We start from the raw sequence: 19882 nt of genomic DNA on the forward strand, positions 1-19882 counted from the left end.
TCGGCGACCATGGGGCGGTGGACGAGACACGGCGACGGCTGGCCGACGAGCGTGACCAGGCCCTCACGCGCCTGGCCGGCCTGACCGGCGACTACGACGCAGTCGTCGCGGCGTCCCTCGACACCAACGCCGACGACGAGCACGACCCCGAGGGCGCCACCATCGCCTTCGAGCGCTCGCAGATCGGAGCCCTCGTCCGGCAGGTGCGCGGCCGCGTGGCCGAGGTGGACGCCGCGCTCGAGCGGGTCGACGCCGGGACCTACGGTGTGTGCGAGTCGTGCGGGCGGCCCATCGGCGACGCCCGGCTCGAGGCGCTCCCGGCAGCGCGCACCTGCATCCGGTGCGCGGGACGCGACCCGGGCTCGCGCTGACCTCACGGGTGTGCTCTGGGTGGTCTCCCGCCCTGCCGATGCGGTACGTCGTGGAGGTGCCGGGTGTCCGGTCCCCGCCGCGAGCCGCGCCCGGGCGTCACCCCTCCACAGATTCGGCGACGGCGGGCGTCCTTGAGCGGTCACGTCCCCGCTCAACCAGTCGGATCCGGGTGTCCCAGCGGGGACGAGACTGTCCTAGTGGGGCTGCTCGGGTGGTGGAAAGGCAGCGGCTGGTGCTGCTCGACCACATCCGCGGCTGGTGTGCCGACTCGCGCACCAAGGTCACCGCCAGCCCGGTCATCGACCTCAACACCCAGCCTGCACGCCGCGGCGCTACGAGACCACCGCGCCCGGCACGTACGAGTGGACCAGCCCCCACGGCGGCCACGGGCACGAAGGTCAGTGCCAGCAGGCTCGCGGGAATCCACCACTCGCGGCGGGGACGGCGCCGCGCCGCGGTCGTGCGGATGGGGTCGGAGGCGGTGGTCGTCATGGCGACGAGCCTCGTCGCGCGCGGCGTACGACGCATCGGCCCGCAGGCCGGCGCGGGTCAGCCGATCGGCCGGGGCGAGCCCTCCGACCGCTCCAGCGCCGCGATCAGCGTCCGGGCGTCGTGGGGGCCGACGTGGCGGGTCCGGCCGATGAAGAAGGTGGGGGTGCCGCGCACGCCGCTCTCCTCGGCCGACGCGACGTCCTGGGCGACGTGACGGGCCAGCTCCTGGTCGTCGAGGTCACGGAGGAACTGCTCGACGTCGAGGTCGAGGTCGGCGGCGTAGCCGGCCAGGTCCTCCAGCTCGAGCTCGTCCTGGTGGGCGAAGAGCAGCTCGTGCATCTCCCAGTAGCGGCCCTGCCGCGCCGCCGCCTCCGCCGCGAGCGCGGCCAGCTCGGCGTGCGGGTGGACCGGGAGCGGCAGGTGACGGGTGACGTAGCGCAGCCGTTCGCCGAAGTGCGCGCGCAGCTCGTTGCCGACCCCGCTGACGCGGGCACAGAACGGGCACTCGTAGTCGAGGTACTCCACGAGCGTCAGCGGCGCGTCGACCGGTCCGAGGACGTGGTCGCGCGCGGGGTCGACCGGCCGGCTCAGGGTCGTCGGCAGGGCGGCGTCGCCCTGGCCGAGGAAGCGGGCGGCGAAGCGGAACGCGAGCCATCCCGCCAGGCTCGCGAGCACAGCGGCGAGCAGGACGCCCACGCGGGCCTCGTCCTGGAGCCGGGACGACTCGAAGGCCAGGCTGATGATCAGCAACGACACCGTGAACCCGATCCCGGAGAGCGCGCCGCCGGCCAGCGTGTGCCCGAGTCCCACGCCCTGCGGCAGGCGTCCCCAGCCGAGCCGCACGCTGGCCCAGGCGCCGGCGAAGATGCCGACCGACTTGCCCACCACCAGTCCGAGCACGATGCCCCACATCACCCGTGAGCCCAGCGCGTCGCCGAGGACTCCGTCGCGCAGGTCGACGCCGGCGTTGGCCAGCGCGAAGACCGGTACGACGACGTTGCTGGTCGGGGCGTGCAACGCCTCCTGGAGCCGCTCGTTGACCGAGATGGCCCGCGTCAGCGACCGCCGCGCCACCCGCTGCACGCCGGGCATCGGCGACTGCCGGAACGCGCGGAAGCTGCGCGCCGCGTCCTCCACGTCGGAGCGCCGCGGGTCGAGCGCGGGGACCAGCAGGCCGCTCAGCATGCCGGCGATCGAGGCGTGCACGCCCGACTCCAGCGTGGCCACCCAGAGGACGACCACCACCAGCACGTAGGGCGCCGCCTGCCACACGCCCGCGCGGCCGAGCCCGACCAGCACGAGCAGGCACGCCGCGGCGACCGCGAGCGCCCCGAGCGAGAGGTGGTCGGAGTAGACGACCCCGATGACGCTGACGGCGACGATGTCGTCGATGACGGTGAGGGTCAGCAGGAAGATCCGCAGCTGCGTCGAGACCGCCGGCCCGACGAGCGCCATCACCCCGAGCAGGAAGGCGGTGTCGGTGCCGATCACCGCGCCCCAGCCGGCCGCGGCCTCCCCGGAGGGGTTGAGGGCCAGGAAGATCGCGGCCGGGACGAGCATGCCGGTCGTGCCGGCGACCAGCGGCACGACCACCCGGCTGCGGTCGACGAGCTCGCCGATCGCGAACTCCTTGCGGACCTCGAGGCCGATGACGAAGAAGAAGACGACCATCAGGCCGTCGTTGATCCAGTGGTGCAGGTCCATCGTGAGCCCGCCGTCGCCGAAGCGCACGGACACCTCGGTGTGCCACAGGTCGACGTAGGACTGCGACCAGGGCGAGTTGGCCCAGACCAGGGCGACCAGCGCGGCGACGACGAGCAGGCCCGCCGAGCCCGACTCGGTACGGATGAAGTCGCGCAGCGAGCGTGGGCTCTGCGCCTCGAACGCGCTCGCCCCCCGGCAGGACGACTGGTCGGGGTCGCGGTCCGACGGCGCCGTGCTCACCCGGACGAGGCTAGCGGGCGGGTCGCCGCTGCGCGGCTCAGCAGACCCGGTGCATCCAGCCGAAGGTGTCCTCGGCGCGACCGAACTGCATGCCGACGAGGGCCTCGCGGATCTGCATGGTGAGCCCGGTGCTCGCCGGCGCCGGGGTCACGCCGCTGGGCGAGCGCAGCTCGCCGACCGGGGTGACGACCGCGGCCGTGCCGCACGCGAAGACCTCGGTGATGTCACCGGACGCGATCCCCTCGCGCCACTCGTCGATGGAGACCTTGCGCTCCTCGACCGCGTGGCCGAGCTTGCCCGCCAGCTCGATGATCGAGGCGCGGGTGATGCCCTCGAGGATCGTGCCGGTCTCGGGGGTGACGACCCGGCCGTCGGCATGGACGAAGAACAGGTTCATCCCGCCGAGCTCCTCGATGTAGCGGAACTCCTGGTCGTCGAGGAACACCACCTGGTCGCAGCCCTGCTCGATCGCCTCGCGCTGGGCGGCCAGCGAGGCGGCGTAGTTGCCGCCGGTCTTGGCCGCGCCCATCCCGCCGCGCCCGGCGCGGGTGAAGGACTCCGACAGCCACAGGTTGACCGGCTTGATGCCGCCCTTGAAGTAGGCGCCGGCGGGCGAGGCGATCACCATGAACGTGACGTGCTCGGCCGGGCGCACGCCGAGGAAGGACTCCGAGGCGAACATGAAGGGCCGCAGGTAGAGCGACTTCTCCCCCTCGCTCTCGGGCACCCAGCGCTGGTCGACCCGCACCAGGGCGTCCACGGCCGCGACGAAGTCGTCGACGGGGAGCTCGGGGAACGCCAGGCGCCGCGAGGAGCGCACCATCCGCTCCGCGTTCTGGTCGGGCCGGAAGGTCCAGATCGAGCCGTCGTCGTGCCGGTAGGCCTTCATCCCCTCGAAGGTCTCCTGCGCGTAGTGCAGCACCGCGGTCGCCGGGTCGAGGGTCAGCGGGCCGTAGGGCTCGATCCGACCGGCGTGCCAGCCGTCGGCGGGCGTCCACTCGAGCGTGAGCATGTGGTCGGTGAAGTGCGTGCCGAAGCCCGGGTTGGCGAGGATCTCCGCGAGGCGGGCGTCGTCGACGGGTGCGGGGTTGGCGGTGGTGCTGATCTGCATGGGGTCAAACCTACTCAGGTGTGGCTCAGAGGCGAGCGGCGATGGCGTCCCCGACCTCGCTCGTACGACGGCTCGTGCCCGGCGCGCGCTCGGTGAGGTCGGCCAGGACGGCCGCCTCGATCCGCGCGGCCGCCTCGGCGTGGCCGAGGTGGTCGAGCAGGAGGGCGCCGGACAGGATCGCGGCGGTCGGGTCGGCCTTCTGCTGGCCGGCGATGTCGGGGGCGGAGCCGTGGACCGGCTCGAACATGGACGGGGCGGTGCGGTCGGGGTTGACGTTGCCGGAGGCGGCGAGCCCGATGCCACCGGTGACGGCGGCGGCGAGGTCGGTGATGATGTCGCCGAAGAGGTTGTCGGTCACGATCACGTCGAAGCGGGCCGGGTCGGTGGCCATGAAGATCATCGCCGCGTCGATGTGGATGTAGTCGGTGGTGACGTCGGGGTACTCGGCCCCGACCTGCTCGAAGAGCCGCCACCAGAGCGAGCCGGCGTTGACGAGCACGTTGGTCTTGTGGACCAGCGTGAGCTTCTTGCGTGCCCGACCCTGTGCCCGGGCGAAGGCGTCGCGGACCACCCGCTCCACGCCGTAGGCGGTGTTGACCGAGACCTCGGTCGCCACCTCGGCCGGGGTGCCGACCCGCAGCGCGCCGCCGTTACCGGTGTAGGGACCCTCGGTGCCCTCGCGGACCACCACGAAGTCGATGTCGCCCTTCTCCAGCACCGACTCCGCCAGGGGTGAGGTGGAGCCGGGGAAGAGCCGCGACGGGCGCAGGTTGACGTAGTGGTCGAGCTCGAAGCGCAGCCGCAGCAGCAGCCCGCGCTCGAGGATGCCCTGGGGCAGGTGGGGGTCGTTGGGCCTGCCGCCGACCGCCCCGAGCAGGATCGCGTCGTGCTCACGGATCTCCGCGAGCACAGAGTCGGGCAGCACCTCTCCGGTGGCGAGGTAGCGCTCGGCGCCGAGGTCGTAGCGCGTCGACTCGAAGGTCACGGGGGCCGCGGCCTCGAGGACCTTCAACGCCTCCGCCGTGACCTCGGGGCCGATGCCGTCGCCGGGGATGACGGCGAGGGTCGGGTTGCCGGTGGCGCGGGCGGTGGCGGGCTGCGGGGTCTCGGACATGCCGCGAAGGCTAGTTGTCGTCCGGACGCTGGCCGCCACCGTCTCGCAGGTCAAGCGCCCGCTGGACGGCGACGGCGGTGTTCTCGGCGCTGCGCGGGTTGTCGGGGTCGTGGGCCGCGGGGCCCCAGGTCTCGGGGTACATCTGGTACATCTCGCTCACTCCTGCGTGGTGCGTCGCTATGGGGGTGAGCCCGAAGCCGCCGACACCGCGGCGGGTGGGGAAGCAGGGGGTTCGGGGATCGCCCGGGCCCGGCTGCCGGCCGACGAGCGTGCGGATCGCGCGGTTGCTGCGCAGGACCCGCCGCGAAGGCGGAGGCTTCGAGCTCGGCTGGGCTGCTGCCCAGCGGAGGGGCGAAAGGCCGGTGGCGGAACCTCGTCAACGCCGAACACCGCGACGAGGTGGCCTCTCTGTCAGGCCCCGCCGCGGCGATCGATGAGTACGAAGACGCTCCGCATGATGGGGAGACCATACGACCGGCCGGGCGGTCGGCGCAGCAACGATCCCTCCATGTGTCAGATCGTGAGACGTCAGCCCGCGCACCGGGATCGCGGGTGCGGGGTGACAGACTCGGCGACCTCATGTCTGCTCCCCCCGACCTCCCCCACATCGTCCAGCGTGCCTTCGACGTGTGCCGCCAGGCCGGCTACGTCGCGTTCTGCCGCAACGAGACCGGTCGCCTGCTCGCGACCCTCGCGGCGACGCGCGGCGGCACCATGGCCGAGTTCGGCACCGGCTGCGGGGTCGGCACCGCCTGGCTCCGCAGCGGCGTGCGCAACGGCGCCCGGATCCTGACCGCGGAGCTCGACGAATCGCTGGCCGGCGCCGCGGCGAAGATCTTCGACGACGACGACAAGGTCGAGGTGCTCGCCGCCGACTGGAGCGTGCTGCGCGAGCACGGCCCCTTCTCCCTGCTCTTCCTCGACTCGGGCACCCCGTCGGAGGTCGGCGTCGACGCGATCGTCGACCTCGTCGAGCCCGGCGGCATCGTGGTCCTCGACGACTTCGCGCCGTGCGAGTCCTGGCCCCCGATCACCTACGGCCGGGTCGACACGCTGCGCGAGCAGTGGCTCACCGACGAGCGGTTCACCGCCGTCGAGGTCATGGTCGCCGCGGACGCCTCGGCCGTCATCGCGACCCGACGCTGAGGCCCCGCGCGCCTGCCCGGCCGGCGCCGATCAGTCGTAGAAGTTGGTCTCGCCCAGCAGGACCCCCGCCACGGCCGGGTTGGGCTTGCCCCGCGGATCGTGCTGGATGCCGATCACCTGCCGCGTGCGCGTGCCGTCGGCGTACGTCATCTCGATCACGCCGGTGGACACCACCCGGTAGGTGCCGCGCTGGTCGGCCGGAGCGGTGGCCCAGCTGCTGCCCAGGCCCGGCCAGCTGCCGACCGAGTAGCCGCCCTCCACGAAGCGCCCGGCGCGGTCCATCGTGAGGTAGTCGGTGTAGGCGGTGCACGAGATCGTGCAGAAGCCGGACCAGTTCTGGTGGTAGAGGTCCACGGCCAGCTTGGTGCCCTTCGTGGGCAGCGTCAGCGGCTCGACGCGCAGCTTCTCGCCGTAGCCGGGGTGCGTGAACGCGAAGCCCGCGGAGGTCACCTTGACCTTCTCCCTGCCGATCTTCAGCCGACCGGTGCGCGCGTCGTAGGAGTAGCGGCGGCACTCCTTGACCTTGGCCGAGCACCGCGGCTTCCGGCCGGCGGCCCACCCCGTGTAGGCCCACTTCCGGTCGACGAACCACACCGCGTGGTTGATCCAGCCGGCCGACGACTGGAGGTTGGTGTCCTCCCAGCCCCACCAGTAGGTGCCGGCGAGGTTGCGGAGCCGGGTCGGCTTCGGGGTGACCACGACGGTCGTCCTCGCGGTCGCCGTGGCGGCAGCGGGGTCGGTGACGGTGAGCGTGAGGGTGCGCGGCTTGAGCGCCTTCGACCTCTTCTTCTTGCCGGTGGGGCGCTTGAGCCTGACCTTGAGGTCGACGTACTCGGTGCTCCGCTGGTCGACCACGCCGACGTCGACGACCTTCTGTGCGATCTCGATTCCCTTGCCCGAGGCCGTGAGGCGCACGCTCGATGCCGGCCCGCGCGCGGCGTTGCGGACCTCGACGCCGACGTCGACCCACCGGCCGGCCTTGGCGCCGACCATCTGCTCGTCGGGCTCGACCTCGAGCACCGGCACGTAGACCGCGGCGAGGTCGGCGGGATAGGCGATGCTGAGCAGCTGACCGTTCGGGACGTTCTGCGCCACCGCTGCGTAGGCGCACGCGAGCTCGGTGTCGCGCAGCACCGGGTGCGGAGCCGTGGCGATGGTCACCGTGGCGCCCTGCAGGCTGGCACTCGCGCCGATCACGGACCCGTCGGGCACCTGCCCCTGCGCCGAGGAGGCGTCGCCCGTCGCGACGGCGGCGAGCGCCGGCGTGCAGGTGCTGCCCTGCCACGTCCCGACCACGACGGCGACCGCGGCGCTGGCGTCGGTGGGCGCCGCGTTGAGGGCCGCGGTGCCGGTGAGGGTGCCGGCCTGCACGTCGACCACGACGTCGACAGCCGCGAGCTGCTGCTGCGGGGTGGTGCCGGGGACGTGCTCGATCTCGGTGAGCCGGGCGGTGCGCCGGACCGCACCGTCGGCCGCCTTCGCGTGCCGCTGGACACGCGTGCCCGGCGCCGCGTCCTGGCCGCGACGGTCGAGCCGGAGCTCGATCCCGTGGCCGGGGTCGGCGGGACCGCCGGGACCGCCGGTGGTGGCGACGGCGGGTGTGCCCGCGACGGCGGCACCGAGCAGGACCGGGACCGACACGAGCAGACGTCGACGACGCATGGCTTCCCCCCACGTTTGGACCAAGGTGGCTATCCCTACCACGGCCATGCCGGTCGGGTCACCAGTCGAAAGGTCGATGCTGCGCCTGCTTGGATGACGCACGTGGCCGCCGACGAGTCTCCCCCGCTGCTCCGGGCACGGGGGATCTCCCGCCGCTTCGCCGACCGGACGATCCTGTCGGAGGTCGACCTGGACGTCGCCTCGGGCGAGGCGGTCGGGGTGGTGGGTCCCAACGGCAGCGGCAAGTCGACGCTGCTGCGCTGCCTCATCGGCGCCGACCGCGCCGATGCCGGCGAGACGACGCTGGACGGGCGCGTCCTCGACGAACGCGAGCCCGGGATCCGGGCCGACCTGGCCGTGGTGATGGACGACATCGACTTCTTCCCCGACCTGTCCGTGGTCGAGCACCTCGACCTGGTCGCGCGGGCGCACGCGCAGCCGGACGCCCAGGAGGTCGTCGACGCGGTGCTCGCCGAGACCGGGCTGATGGAGGTCTCGGGCCAGCTCCCCTCGACGCTGTCGTCCGGACAGCGACGGCGGCTGGCCCTCGCGAGCGCGTTCGTACGCCCGCGCCGGCTGTTGGTGCTCGACGAGCCGGAGGCGCGGCTCGACGTCGCGGGCGTGCAGTGGCTCGGCGCGAAGCTCCTCGCCGAGAAGACCGCCGGGCGGGCCGTGCTGCTGGTGAGCCACGACCCCGACCTCGTCGCGCGGGTCTGCGACCGGGTGGTCCGCCTCGGGGACGAGCCCGACGATGGCGACTGACCCGGCGGCCCTCGCGGAGGTCCCGTCCGCCCGGGAGCTGCGCGCGGAGATCCGCCACTGGCGCCGGGGCCGCGCCGAGCTGTCGTGGGGCGAGGTCCTCTCGGACGCCTACGTCGCCCTCTTCTGCGTGGTGATGATCGCCGCGATGGCCGGCAACGTCGTGCTCAGCCTGCGCCGGCTCGCCGACGACGCGTGCCTCGCCGCGTGCGCCGAGGTCCGGTCGGCGGTCCCCTGGCTGGCGACCCTCGCGGTCGCGTTGCTGGCGCTCGGCATGGCCCGGCTGCTCGGTCCGGTCTTCAGCCCGCCCGCGGCCAACGCGTGGCTGCTCGGCTCGCCCGTCGACCGCGGCGCGCTGCTGCGTCCCGGCTGGCTGCGGACCGTCGCGGCCACCGGCCTCGGCACCGTGCTCCTGCTGCTGGCACCGGCCGTGCTGGGCGGCTTCTCGTGGCACGAGTCGGTGCTCTACCTGGCAGCGGGCGGTGCCACCGCGTGCGCCTGCGTGGGGGTGGCGGCGTTGTCCCAGGTGCGGGAGGACCCGGTCGCGCGGTGGCTCATGTGGTGCGTCACCGGTGCGCTCTGGCTGGCGCTCGCGCTGGCCGCGACCCACCGGCTCGAGGTCGTGCCGGAGGTCCCGGCGGCGACCGGGATCGCCGCGGCCGCCCTGCTCGTCGTGGTCGCCGGCACGCTCGCCTGGCGCGCGGCGATCGCCGTCGGCCGCGTGTCGCGCCGCGTGCTCGGCTACACCGAGCACCTCTCCCCCAGCCTGTCGGGAGCGCTGTCGTCGGTCGACCTCGGCCTGATGTACGACGTGCTGCTCGCCCGCCGCTGGGGTCGCGGCGCGCGCGTCAGATCGCGCACCGGCGGTCCGCTCGGCTGGCGCGCGCTGGTCCACCGCGACCTGCTGCGGGCGGCCCGGGCACCCCAGCCGTACGTCCTGCTCGCCGGTCTCGTGCTCGTCCCGTACGCCGCGGCGGAGGCCGGCGCCGGCCGGGCGGTCGTGCTCGCGACGACCCTGGCGGGGCTGCTCGGCGGTCCGGCGCTCTGCTCCGGCCTCCGCGTGGTCGTGCGCACCCGCAGCATCGCCCGGATGCTGCCTCTGCGCCGGCGGACGCTGGTGCTCGCGCACCTGGTCGTGCCCGCGACGGCGCTGATGGCGTTCGCCCTGGCGACGACCTGGACGCTGCTGCCGGTCGTCGGCGAGGACGGCGGAGCGGTCAACCTCGCCGTCGCGTGCGGGCTGTCGTCGATCGCAGCGACCGTGCGGTGGGTGAGCGGCAAGCCGCCGAACTACGCCGCGCCCCTGGTCAGCACCCCCGCCGGGGGCGTGCCGTCCGGCGTGTTCCTCAGCGCCGCCCGGGGCTTCGACGTGTGGGCGATCACCGCCCTGCCGCTGATGTTCGGGACGGGCGGCATGCTCGTCTCGAGCGTGGTCAGCGTCGGCGTGATCGCCTACCTCGTCTCCGGCGACGCCGGCCCGGGCTGACGGCCGCGCTCAGCCGGCGGGCCGGTCCGTCGGCGACGGCGTGAGCTCGACGGTCACCCAGGGCAGCATCAGCTGGGTGAGCGGGCCGATGGCGAGGGCGTAGACGACCGTGCCCACGCCGAGCACCCCGCCGAGGAGCAGCCCCAGGACCACGACGGTGACCTCGAGACCCGTACGGACCAGGCGGAGGGACAGCCCGGCGCGACGGGCCAGACCCGTCATCAGTCCGTCGCGCGGACCGCGGCCGAGCTGGGCGCCGATGTAGAGCGCGCCGGCCGCGCCGCAGAGCACGACGCCGCCGAGCATCAGCGCCACTCGCCCGGCCATCGCGTCGGGAGGCGTGAGGACGCCGAGCGTCGCGTCGGCCGCGAGGCCGACCACGACCGCGTTGCTGATCGTGCCGAGACCCGGCATCTCGCGCAGTGGGATCCACAGCACCAGCACGACGAAGCTGAAGAGGACGACCGCCTGGCCGAGCGTCATCGGCACGTGCCGCACGAAGCCGGAGTGCAGCACGTCCCACGGCGCGAGGCCGAGCGCCCCGCGGACCATCATCGCCAGCGAGACGCCGTAGAGGAACAGGCCCACGTAGAGCTGCGGGAGGCGACGGGCGAGGCGTCCCGCGCGGAGCTGGGCGACCGGGCCGAGGTCGACGAGGGCGGGGCGCGAGACGACGGTGCCGGCGGACGTGCTGGCGGACGTGCTGTCGAACATGGCACCAGCCTGACCCGGATTGGCCTTGCTCGAAATAGCCAATCCTGTGACAGTGGCCTGCATGAGCCGCGTCGTCAACGCCCATCGGGTGGCCACCCTCGTAGCCGACTTCCCCCGCTCCCCCGCCTACCTCGGCCTTGCCGACAGCCTGCGGGTGCTCATCGGCGACGGTCGGGTGGGCGTCGACGTGCGGCTGCCGAGCGAGCGCGACCTCTCCGCGGCACTCGACGTCTCGCGCACCACGATCACCCGCGCCTACGAGGTGCTGCGCGAGTCCGGCTACGCCGAGTCGCGCCGCGGGTCGGGCACCTTCACGACCGTGCCCGGCGGGCGCAGGCGGGCCCACGACCGGTCGCTGATGCCGGGCACGGGCGGCGAGGACGCCATCGACCTCACCTGCGCGGCCAGCTCCGCCCCGCCCGGCCTCGTCGAGGCCTACCAGCGTGCCGGCGAGCAGCTGCCGGCCTACCTCAGCGGGCCGGGCTACTTCCCGCTCGGGATGCCGGCCCTGCAGGCGCGCATCGCCGCGTCGTACGAGGCGCGCGGACTGCCCACCGTCCCCGAGCAGGTGATGGTGACCGCGGGCGCCCTGGCGGCCGCCTCGGTGGTGGCCCAGGCCTTCACCACCCCGGGGGCACGGGTCGTCGTGGAGTCACCGACCTACCCCAACGCGACCCGGGCGGTGCGGCACGCCGGCGCCCGGCTGGTCGCTGCGACCGTCGACCCCGACGGCTGGGACCTCGACGCGCTGGCCGCCACGCTGCGCCAGACCTCGCCCCGGCTGGCCTACCTGATCCCCGACTTCCAGAACCCCACCGGGCAGCTGATGGGCGACGACCAGCGCGAGCAGCTCGCCGGCGCCCTGGCCCGCACCCGCACCACCGTCGTCGCCGACGAGGCCCACCAGGCACTCGCCCTGCGCCCCGGGCTGGCCGACGACATGCCCAGCCCGCTCGCGGCCCACGCGCCGGGCGCGATCACGATCGGCAGCGCCAGCAAGTCGTTCTGGGGCGGGCTGCGGCTGGGGTGGGTGCGCGCCCCGCTGGCCGACATGGACCGGCTCCTGCAGGCACGCATCGGCCTCGACCTCGGGGCGCCGGTGTTCGAGCAGCTGGTGCTGGCCGACCTGCTGGACCACGCCGACGAGGTGCTGCCTGCCCACCGCGCACGGCTGCTGGCCGGCCGCGACACGCTGGTGGCCGCGATCGGCCAGCACCTGCCGGCGTGGCGCTTCCGGGTGCCCGACGGCGGGCTCGCCCTGTGGTGCGAGCTCCCCGAGGCGCTCGCCACGGCGACGACGGCCGAGGCGGAGCGTCGCGGCGTGGTGCTGGCGCCGGGGCCGGTCTTCGCGGTGGAGGGCGGTCTCGACCGGTTCGTGCGGATCCCGTGGACGGCGGAGCCCGACCGTCTCGAGGAGGCGGTACGACGCCTGGCCGCGGCATGGGAGCACGTGACGTCCGACGCCGCCCGGGCGCCCACGCGCCGTCAGGCCGGGCGCGTCATGGTCGCGTGAGGCAGACGCGACAGGACCCGCGTCGCGCGCACGACGAGAACGCCCCGGCGAGCAGTGCTCGCCGGGGCGTTCGCCGTCTCTGGGCCGTCAGGACAGGTCGACGGCCCGCACCGACGCCGCCTGCATGGCGGCCTCGATCTCATCCAGCGTCGCGGCGGGGATCGCCGAGTCGACACTGAGCGCGACGAGGGCGGCGCCGCCCTTGTCCTGCCGCGAGACCTGCATTCCGGCGATGTTGACGGCCGCGTCGCCGAGGATGCCGCCCACGGTGCCGACCATGCCCGGACGGTCCTCGTAGGTGAGGAACGCGAGGTGGGTGGTGGGCTCGATGTCGACGTCGAAGCCGTTGACCTCGACGAGCCGCTCCTTCTGGGCGATCCCGACGAGCGTGCCGCTGACGGAGACCTGGGTCCCGTCGGCCAGGGTGCCCCGCAGCGTGATCAGGTTGCGGTGGTCAGGGCTCTCCGCCTCGGTCACCAGGCGGACCTCGGTGCCGCGCTCGGCGGCCAGCAGCGGCGCGTTGACGTAGGACACCTGCTCCTCGACGATGTCGGCGAAGACGCCCTTGAGCGCCGCGAGCTCGAGCACCTTGACGTCGTACTCGGTGATCTCGCCGCGCACCTCGACGTCGAGCTGCTGGGCGACCTCGCCGGCGAGCGCGGTGAAGACCCGGCCGAGCTTCTCGGTGAGCGGGATGCCGGGGCGTACGTCCTCGGCGATGACGCCGCCCTGCACGTTGACCGCGTCGGGCACGAGCTCGCCGCCCAGCGCGAGCCGCACGGAGCGGGCGACCGCGATGCCGGCCTTCTCCTGCGCCTCGTCGGTCGACGCGCCCAGGTGGGGCGTGGCGACGACGTTCTCGAGCTCGAACAGCGGGCTGTCGGTGCAGGGCTCGCTGGCGAAGACGTCGAGGCCGGCGGCCGCGATCTGGCCGGTCTTGAGGGCGTCGTAGAGCGCCGCCTCGTCGACGATCCCGCCGCGGGCCGCGTTGACCAGGACCAGGCTGTCCTTCGCGCGGGCGAGCTGGTCGGCGCCGATGAGGCCGAGCGTCTCGGGCGTCTTGGGCAGGTGGACGCTCATGAAGTCCGACTCGTCGAGCAGCGTGTCGAGGTCGACCAGGCGTACGCCCATCTGCGCGGCGCGGCCGGCCTGCACGTAGGGGTCGTAGGCGATGACCTTCATGCCGAAGGCGCTCAGCCGCTGCGCGACGAGCACCCCGATGCGGCCCAGGCCGACGATGCCGACGGTCTTCTCGTAGAGCTCGATGCCGGTGTACTTCGAGCGCTTCCACTCGCCACCGCGCAGGGCCGCGTGGGCGGGGCTGATGTGGCGGGCGGCGGCGAGCATCAGCGCGACGGCGAGCTCGGCGGCGCTGACGATGTTGGACGTGGGCGCGTTGACGACCATCACACCGGCCTGCGTCGCGGCCTTGACGTCGACGTTGTCGAGGCCGACGCCGGCGCGGGCCACGATCTTGAGCCGGTCGGCGGCCGCGAGCGCCTCGGCGTCCACCTTGGTGGCGGAGCGGACGAGGATCGCGTCGACGCCGACGATCGCGGGCAGGAGCTCGGCGCGATCGGCACCGTTGCAGTGCCGGATCTCGAAGTCGGGGCCCAGCGCGTCGATGGTGGCGGGGCTGAGCTCTTCGGCGATGAGTACGACGGGCTTGACGGGTGCGCTCACAGCGTGGGTCCTCTGGGTGGGTCGAGGGTGTCCGGGACTGCACGACGCTGTGCGGTGACCACCCTACCCGCGAGTGGATCGGGAGTCCCAATGCGTCAGCATCCGGACGTCGTACCCGGCCCCTACGATCGGTCCATGGGTGCGATGGACGACGCCGAGCGGCTGGAGCCGCGGACGGTCGAGGAGTGGAGCGCGTGGCTGGTCGAGCACCACCGGCAGCCCGACGGCGTGTGGCTGGTGAGCCCGCGCCGGGCCACGGAGCGACCCTTCACCTACGAGGTGGCGGTCCTCGAGGCGCTGCGCTACGGCTGGGTCGACTCGACGGTGAAGCCGCTCGACGAGCAGCGCTCGATGCAGTGGTTCGCCCCGCGGCGCCGGGGCAGCATGTGGACCCGGATCAACAAGGGCCGGATCGCGCGCCTGCAGGAGGCCGGCCTGCTGGAGCCGGCGGGGGCCGCGGCGGTGGCCGTCGCGAAGGAGACGGGCATGTGGACGCTCATGGACGCGGTCGAGGACCTCGTCGTGCCCGACGACCTCGCTGCCGCCTTCGAGCGGCACCCGGGCGCGCGCGAGCACTGGGAGTCGTGGTCGGCGTCGGCGCAGAAGCTGATCCTGACGTGGATCGTGCTGGCCAAGCGACCCGAGACGCGGGCGGCGCGCGTGGAGACGACCGCGGAGAAGGCCGGGCGCGGCGAGAGGTCCCGGTAGGCCGGTCGCAGGCGGTCAGATGGCGCAGCCGTCGGGGCCGCACGCGTCCCCGCCGTCGGCGCCCGCCAGCACCTCGATGGCCGGGTGCGACTCCGACCACGCGCGCTCGAGCACCTGGGTGAGCACCTCGGTCGGCTGGGCGCCGGAGACGCCGTACTTCTCGTCCACGACGAAGAACGGGACGCCGCTGGCTCCGTAGGCCTGGGCCTGCGCCATGTCGGCGTGCACGTCCTGCTCGAGCTCGCGCGAGGACAGCACCTCCTCGACCCGGGTCGCGTCGAGCCCGGCCGCGAGCGCGATCTCGCGCAGCACGTCGTGGTCGGCGACGTTGCGGGCCTGGGTGAAGTAGGCCTCGAGCAGCGCCTCCTTGACGCGGCCCTGCAGCGCGGGTCCGCCCTGCTGGTCGGCGAGGTGGATCACGCGGTGGGCGTCGACGGTGTTGAGGTGCATCGTCTCGGAGAGCCGGTAGACCAGCCCCTCCTCGGCCGCGACGGCCTCGACGCGCTCCTGCATCTGCTGCGCGCCGCTCGGCGACTGCCCGTACGTGCGCTGCAGCATCGTCGTCGTCGTCTCGGTCGGCTCGGTCGGCGCCCCGGGGTCGAGCTGGTAGGAGCGCCAGCGCACCTCCACCTCGTCGGCGTGGGCGAACTGCGCCAGGGCGCTCTCGATGCGGCGCTTGCCGATGTAGCACCACGGGCAGACGACGTCGGACCAGATCTCGATCTTCACGCGGGCCCAACGCCGTCCGGGCGGCGGTTTGTTCCGGTCAGCCGGCGACGCGCGGGGCGTCGGCCTCCTGGGCCCGCACCTTCGCGCGGCGGGCCACGTAGCTCACCGCGAACCCGAGGACGAGGGCGAGCAGCACGCCGAGGTTGGCGTAGGGCCAGTTGCCGTCCCAGTAGGGACCGGCGGGGTCGTCGACGTAGGTGCCCAGGCCGAGGGGGTGGAGCAGGAATCCCTGCCAGTTGTTCCAGGTGGCGTCGGCGGCGAAGTTGTTGACCACCAGGCCCCACCCGACGACCGAGGCGCCCGCCATCGTGGCGATGGAGGTCCAGTCGACGCTGCCGTAGCGGCCGCTGCTGTCGAACAGCGCCTCGTCGTCGTAGTCGCGCTTGCGCAGCGCGATGTCGGCGATCATGATCCCCGCCCACGCGGCCAGGGGCACACCGAGGGTGATCAGGAAGCTCTGGAACGGCCCGAGGAAGTCCTCGGCGAAGAAGACCACCCAGATCGTGCCGGCGGTCAGGATGAGGCCGTCGACGAACGCCGCCGCGGGCCGCGGGATCCGCACGCCCAGCGAGAGGAGCGTCAGGCCCGAGGAGTAGATGCCGAGGACGGCGCCGCTGACCAGCGCGAGGATCGCGGCCAGGAGGAACGGCACGAGGAACCAGGTCGGCAGCAGCGTGCCGAGGGTGCCGATCGGGTCGTCGACGATGCCGGCGCTCAGCTCGTCGGACGAGCCGGCGAGCAGCAGGCCGAAGACGACGAGCAGCACCGGGGCGACGGCCCCGCCGAAGGTGTTCCAGGCGACGATGGCCGAGCCCTTGGTGTCGCGGCGCTGGTAGCGCGACCAGTCGGCGGCGATGTTGATCCAGCCGAGGCCGAAGCCGGTCATCACCATGACCAGCGCCCCGACCATCTGCTGGGCGCTGCCGCTGGGGATGTCGCTCACGGCCGTCCAGTCGATCTCGTCGAGGGTGAGGCCGACGTAGACCAGCGTGGCGATGCCGGTGAGCCAGGTGAGCACCGACTGCATCCGCATGATCACGTGGTAGCCGGCGACGCTGGCCGCGACGATCAGGGCCGCGACCACGAGGGTCGCCACGACCTGCGTGGTGGTGCCGCCCGACCAGCCGAGCTGCTCGAAGATCGTCGCCGTCGCGAGCACGGCGAGGATCGCGAGGAAGGTCTCCCACCCGATCGAGACCAGCCACGACACGACGCCGGGCACCTTCTGCCCGTCGACGCCGAACGCCGCGCGGCTGAGCACCATGGTGGGCGCCGAGCCCCGCTTGCCGGCGATGGCGATGACGCCGCACAGGGCGAACGACACCACGACGCCGACCACCGTGACCACCAGGGCCTGGAGGAAGGAGATGCCGAAGCCCAGCACGAACGAGCCGTAGCTGATGCCGAAGACCGAGACGTTGGCCGCGAACCACGGCCAGAACAGGTCGCGCGGTCGCGCCGTGCGCGCGGACTCCTCGATGATCTCGATGCCGGTGGTCTCGACGCCGAGGCGGCGGGTCTGCTCCAGGCCCGACGCCGGGGTTGTGGTGTGGCTCATGACCGCATCGTCGCGCACCGGTGGCCCGGTATCCAGCACCGCACCCCTGCGTCAGCCGAGGGGCCCGAGGAGCCGGGGGTCGAGGTCGGCCTCGGTCACCTCGAAGTGGTCGACGTGCGGGTCCTTCTCGACGAGCAGGTCGTCGTCGCCCGGGTAGAACACCGCGCGCTCGGGCTCGTCGCCGGCGAACCGGCGTACGTCGTCCATGGAGCCCCACAGCGAGAGGGTCTCCACCTCGACGAGGCCGTCGTCGCGGTGCCGCTTCAGCACGAGTGCGCCGAGGTTGCCCTCGGTGGCGCGGTAGTCGCGGACTCCGGTGTCGTCCTGGTGGCGCAGGTAGGCCTCGGCGTCCTCGGCCCGGACTGCTCCCCGCCATCTGCGCAGGATCATGGCGCCGACCCTACCGCCCCTGACGCCGCGCGCGGCGTCAGGCGAACAGCGCCTGGCCGACGTGCTCGCCCGCGCCGATGCCCGGGGGCACCGCGAACACCGCCGAACCGGTGAACCGCAGGTACTCCACGAGCGCGTCGTCCTTCGACATCGCCCGCTGCACCGGGACGAAGTGGGTGGCGGGGTCGCGGACGTAGGCGATGAAGAACAGGCCCGCGTCGAGGCCGCCGAGGGCGTTCGAACCGTCGACGAAGTTGTAGCCGCGGCGCAGCATCCGCGCGCCGCCGTGCGCGCTCGGGTGCACCACGCGGACGTGCGCGTCGGTCGGGATCACCGGCTGGTCGTTGCTGCCCGGCATGTCGAAGTCGGGCTCGGTCATCTCCTCACCGCCCGAGAGCGGCGCGCCGGTGCCCTTGGTGCGGCCGACGAACATCTCCTGGTTGCCGAGCGGCTGGCGGTCCCACACCTCGATGGCCATGTTGATCCGCCGGGCGACGAGGTAGGAGCCGCCGGCCAGCCAGCCGGCGCGCGCGTCGTCGTCGCCCACCCACACGTGCTCGTCCAGGGCCGCGGACTCCTCCGCCTTGACGTTGGCCGTCCCGTCCTTGAAGCCGAACAGGTTGCGGGGCGTCGACTGCGACGTCGACGTCGTCGAGGTGCGGCCGAAGCCGAGCTGCGACCAGCGCACCGACACCGTGCCGAACCCGATGCGGGCGAGGTTGCGCACGGCGTGGACGGCGACCTGGGGGTCGTCGGCGCACGCCTGGATGCACAGGTCGCCCCCGGAGCGCGCCGGGTCGAGGGCGTCGCCCGGGAAGTGCGGCAGGTCGCGCAGCGCCGCGGGCCGGCGCGAAGCGACCCCGAAGCGGTCGCGGCCCTCGGCGTCGCGGAAGAGCGACGGCCCGAAACCGAAGGTGATGGTGAGGCCACTGGCGGGCAGGTCGAGGGCCTCTCCGGTGTCGTCGGGGGGCAACCGGACGTCGCCGCCGACCGCGCCGTCCCCGGCGGGACGACCCGCCGTCATCTGCTCGGCGGCGAGCGTCCACTGCTCGAGCAGCCCGACCAGCTCGTCGCGGTCGTCGGTCAGCACGTCGAACGCCGCGAAGTGCAGCCGGTCCTGTGCCGGGGTCACGATGCCGGCCTGGTGCGCGCCGCGGAAGGCGTACGTCGCCGAGCGGCCGGTGCCGGCGCCCGGCGTGCCGTCCGCGCCGGCGTGCGCGGACGTCCGGCCCGCGGCGAACGCCCCCGCGGCGCCGGCGAGCGCGACCCCGCCACCCAGCAGGCCACGCCTGCTGAGCCCGGTGGGGGTCGGCCGCTCGGTCAGGACAGCACCGCCGCGGTCAGCCGCGAGAGCGGCTCGGACAAGGCGTTGACGGCGTCGGAGAGCGCCTTGACCTGCTCGGGGGTGAGCTGGTCGTAGCTGACGAAGCCGTCGCCGCGGCGCTGCTCGTCGAGGAGCGCTTGGAGCGCGTCGAAGCGGGTGGTGAGCTGGTCGGCGAGGTCGGGGTCCTTCTCCTCGACGATCGGCTGCACGCCCTCCCAGGCGACTCGGGCGCCGTCGACGTTGGCCTGGAAGTCCCAGAGGTCGGTGCGCGACCAGTACTCCTCCTCGCCGGTCACCTTGCCGGTGGCGACCTCCTCGAGGAGGCCGCGCGAGCCGTTGGCGATCGCGTCGACGGTGTAGGTGAGCTCCTGCACCCGGGAGTCGAGCTCCTCGGTGTTGGCGAGCAGGTCGTCGGCGTAGGTCGCGCGCTCGGCGTCGGTGAGCGGGGTGTACTCCTCGGCGCGCTGCGGCCAGAGGTCCTTCTCGATGCGGTGCCAGCCGGTCCACTCCTGCCCCGGCTCGAGGTCGGCCTCGCGCGCGTCCATCATCGGGTCGAGGTCGCCGAACGACTCAGCGACGGTCTCGATGCGCTCCCAGTGGGTGCGCGCGACCGGGTAGAGCGCGCGGGCCGCGTCGTCGTCGCCGGCCCTGTAGAGGTCGACGAACTCCGCGGTCCTCTCCAGCAGCTGCGCGGACTGGTCCTCGACGTAGGCCGCGTAGTTGGCCTCGGCCCGGTCGACGAGCTCCTGCTCGTCGGCGCTGACCGCCACCTCCTCGTCGGACTCGGTGACGGTGAAGTCCCCGCGGATGCCCTCACCCGTCATGCCCGGCTTGCAGGCCGTGACGTAGGTCCCGGCGGGCGCGTCGACGGTGAGCGCGCGGCTGATGCCCGGCCCGACGTTCTCGACCTCGGCCACGATGCGCAGGCCGTCCTCGCCGAGCAGGTAGAACTCGGTGACCTGGTCGCCGGTGTTGGTGACGTCGAAGGTCAGCGTCCCGGCGGGCGCCTCGGTGGCCGACAGCGTGCACGCGTCGGCGGAGGACTCGACCGTCAGCGCCCGGGCGTCGGAGCCTCCCCCGCCTGCGGCGGCAGGCCCGCCGTCCGCGTTGTCGGTGCAGGCCCCGAGGAGGGGCAGGGCGACCAGGGCGGTCACCGCGAGGGTCGTACGCATGTGCG

The 19882-nt window shown here is 73.5% G+C and carries 18 protein-coding genes; 6 read left to right on the forward strand and 12 right to left on the reverse strand.

All coding sequences use genetic code 11. The features are described from left to right. Positions 1-17 precede the first annotated feature (17 nt). The gene (locus AC54T2_RS12300; protein ID WP_186340858.1) at positions 18-371 is read left to right on the forward strand and encodes a TraR/DksA family transcriptional regulator; all 354 of its coding nucleotides are present in this window, start codon (positions 18-20) and stop codon (positions 369-371) included. Between the two features lie 550 nt (positions 372-921). On the opposite strand, the gene nhaA is transcribed toward AC54T2_RS12300, so the two are convergent. The 4 genes from nhaA to AC54T2_RS12320 are packed head-to-tail and all read right to left on the reverse strand — an operon-like array spanning position 922 to position 5193. Then, on the reverse strand, positions 922-2808 hold the full coding sequence (gene nhaA / locus AC54T2_RS12305) for a Na+/H+ antiporter NhaA (protein ID WP_496666312.1): 1887 nt from the start codon (positions 2806-2808) through the stop codon (positions 922-924). 37 nt (positions 2809-2845) lie between these two features. Next, positions 2846-3919: a branched-chain amino acid aminotransferase gene (locus tag AC54T2_RS12310; protein WP_186340857.1), complete on the reverse strand. Its 1074-nt coding sequence runs from the start codon at positions 3917-3919 to the stop codon at positions 2846-2848. Between the two features lie 25 nt (positions 3920-3944). After that, positions 3945-5033, reverse strand: a complete 1089-nt coding sequence (locus AC54T2_RS12315) for a 3-isopropylmalate dehydrogenase (RefSeq protein ID WP_186340856.1) — start codon at positions 5031-5033, stop codon at positions 3945-3947. Between the two features lie 10 nt (positions 5034-5043). Continuing rightward, a complete protein-coding gene (locus tag AC54T2_RS12320) occupies positions 5044-5193 on the reverse strand; it encodes a hypothetical protein (protein WP_186340855.1) in 150 nt (49 codons plus the stop codon). A gap of 419 nt (positions 5194-5612) precedes the next feature. On the opposite strand from AC54T2_RS12320, the gene AC54T2_RS12325 reads away from it, so the two are divergent. Beyond that, complete coding sequence (locus AC54T2_RS12325) at positions 5613-6179, forward strand: O-methyltransferase (RefSeq protein WP_496666313.1); 567 nt, start codon at positions 5613-5615, stop codon at positions 6177-6179. A gap of 30 nt (positions 6180-6209) precedes the next feature. Here AC54T2_RS12325 and AC54T2_RS12330 read toward each other — a convergent pair whose 3' ends face one another. Then, complete coding sequence (locus tag AC54T2_RS12330; RefSeq protein ID WP_496666314.1) at positions 6210-7841, reverse strand: hypothetical protein; 1632 nt, start codon at positions 7839-7841, stop codon at positions 6210-6212. Positions 7842-7934: 93 nt separating this feature from the next. On the opposite strand from AC54T2_RS12330, the gene AC54T2_RS12335 reads away from it, so the two are divergent. Continuing rightward, entirely contained in the window at positions 7935-8603 is a 669-nt protein-coding gene (locus tag AC54T2_RS12335) for an ATP-binding cassette domain-containing protein (protein WP_489974780.1), read from the forward strand. Further along, positions 8593-10086: a DUF6297 family protein gene (locus AC54T2_RS12340; protein ID WP_496666315.1), complete on the forward strand. Its 1494-nt coding sequence runs from the start codon at positions 8593-8595 to the stop codon at positions 10084-10086. The genes AC54T2_RS12335 and AC54T2_RS12340 overlap by 11 nt, the downstream gene beginning before the upstream one ends. A 9-nt stretch (positions 10087-10095) precedes the next feature. Here the strand turns inward: AC54T2_RS12340 and yczE are convergent, their stop codons facing one another. Next, positions 10096-10800, reverse strand: a complete 705-nt coding sequence (gene yczE / locus AC54T2_RS12345) for a membrane protein YczE (protein ID WP_496666316.1) — start codon at positions 10798-10800, stop codon at positions 10096-10098. Between the two features lie 61 nt (positions 10801-10861). Between yczE and yczR the strand changes: the two genes are divergently transcribed. Next, positions 10862-12313 carry a MocR-like transcription factor YczR gene (gene yczR, locus AC54T2_RS12350; RefSeq protein ID WP_496666317.1) on the forward strand — a complete coding sequence of 484 codons (1452 nt, stop codon included), beginning with the start codon at positions 10862-10864 and terminating at the stop codon, positions 12311-12313. Between the two features lie 87 nt (positions 12314-12400). On the opposite strand, the gene serA is transcribed toward yczR, so the two are convergent. Further along, a complete protein-coding gene (serA, locus tag AC54T2_RS12355) occupies positions 12401-13996 on the reverse strand; it encodes a phosphoglycerate dehydrogenase (RefSeq protein WP_186340849.1) in 1596 nt (531 codons plus the stop codon). A 135-nt stretch (positions 13997-14131) separates the two neighbouring features. On the opposite strand from serA, the gene AC54T2_RS12360 reads away from it, so the two are divergent. Then, positions 14132-14704: a YdeI/OmpD-associated family protein gene (locus tag AC54T2_RS12360; RefSeq protein ID WP_186340848.1), complete on the forward strand. Its 573-nt coding sequence runs from the start codon at positions 14132-14134 to the stop codon at positions 14702-14704. Positions 14705-14719: 15 nt separating this feature from the next. On the opposite strand, the gene AC54T2_RS12365 is transcribed toward AC54T2_RS12360, so the two are convergent. Genes AC54T2_RS12365 through efeO form a run of 5 tightly spaced genes read right to left on the reverse strand, consistent with a single transcriptional unit; the run spans position 14720 to position 19877 of the window. Then, positions 14720-15433, reverse strand: coding sequence for a DsbA family oxidoreductase (locus AC54T2_RS12365; RefSeq protein WP_496666318.1), 714 nt, complete (start codon positions 15431-15433; stop codon positions 14720-14722). A 37-nt stretch (positions 15434-15470) separates the two neighbouring features. Next, positions 15471-16991 (reverse strand): purine-cytosine permease family protein, encoded by a 1521-nt coding sequence (locus tag AC54T2_RS12370; RefSeq protein ID WP_496666319.1) that lies wholly within the window; start codon positions 16989-16991, stop codon positions 15471-15473. Positions 16992-17042: 51 nt separating this feature from the next. Then, positions 17043-17381, reverse strand: a complete 339-nt coding sequence (locus AC54T2_RS12375; RefSeq protein ID WP_496666320.1) for a hypothetical protein — start codon at positions 17379-17381, stop codon at positions 17043-17045. Positions 17382-17418: 37 nt separating this feature from the next. Next, positions 17419-18705 (reverse strand): iron uptake transporter deferrochelatase/peroxidase subunit, encoded by a 1287-nt coding sequence (gene efeB / locus AC54T2_RS12380; RefSeq protein WP_496666532.1) that lies wholly within the window; start codon positions 18703-18705, stop codon positions 17419-17421. Beyond that, the gene (gene efeO / locus AC54T2_RS12385; protein WP_496666321.1) at positions 18702-19877 is read right to left on the reverse strand and encodes an iron uptake system protein EfeO; all 1176 of its coding nucleotides are present in this window, start codon (positions 19875-19877) and stop codon (positions 18702-18704) included. The genes efeB and efeO overlap by 4 nt, the downstream gene beginning before the upstream one ends. Between the last annotated feature and the right edge of the window lie 5 nt (positions 19878-19882).

It is taken from the genome of Nocardioides sp. Z35_8 (assembly GCF_059621125.1).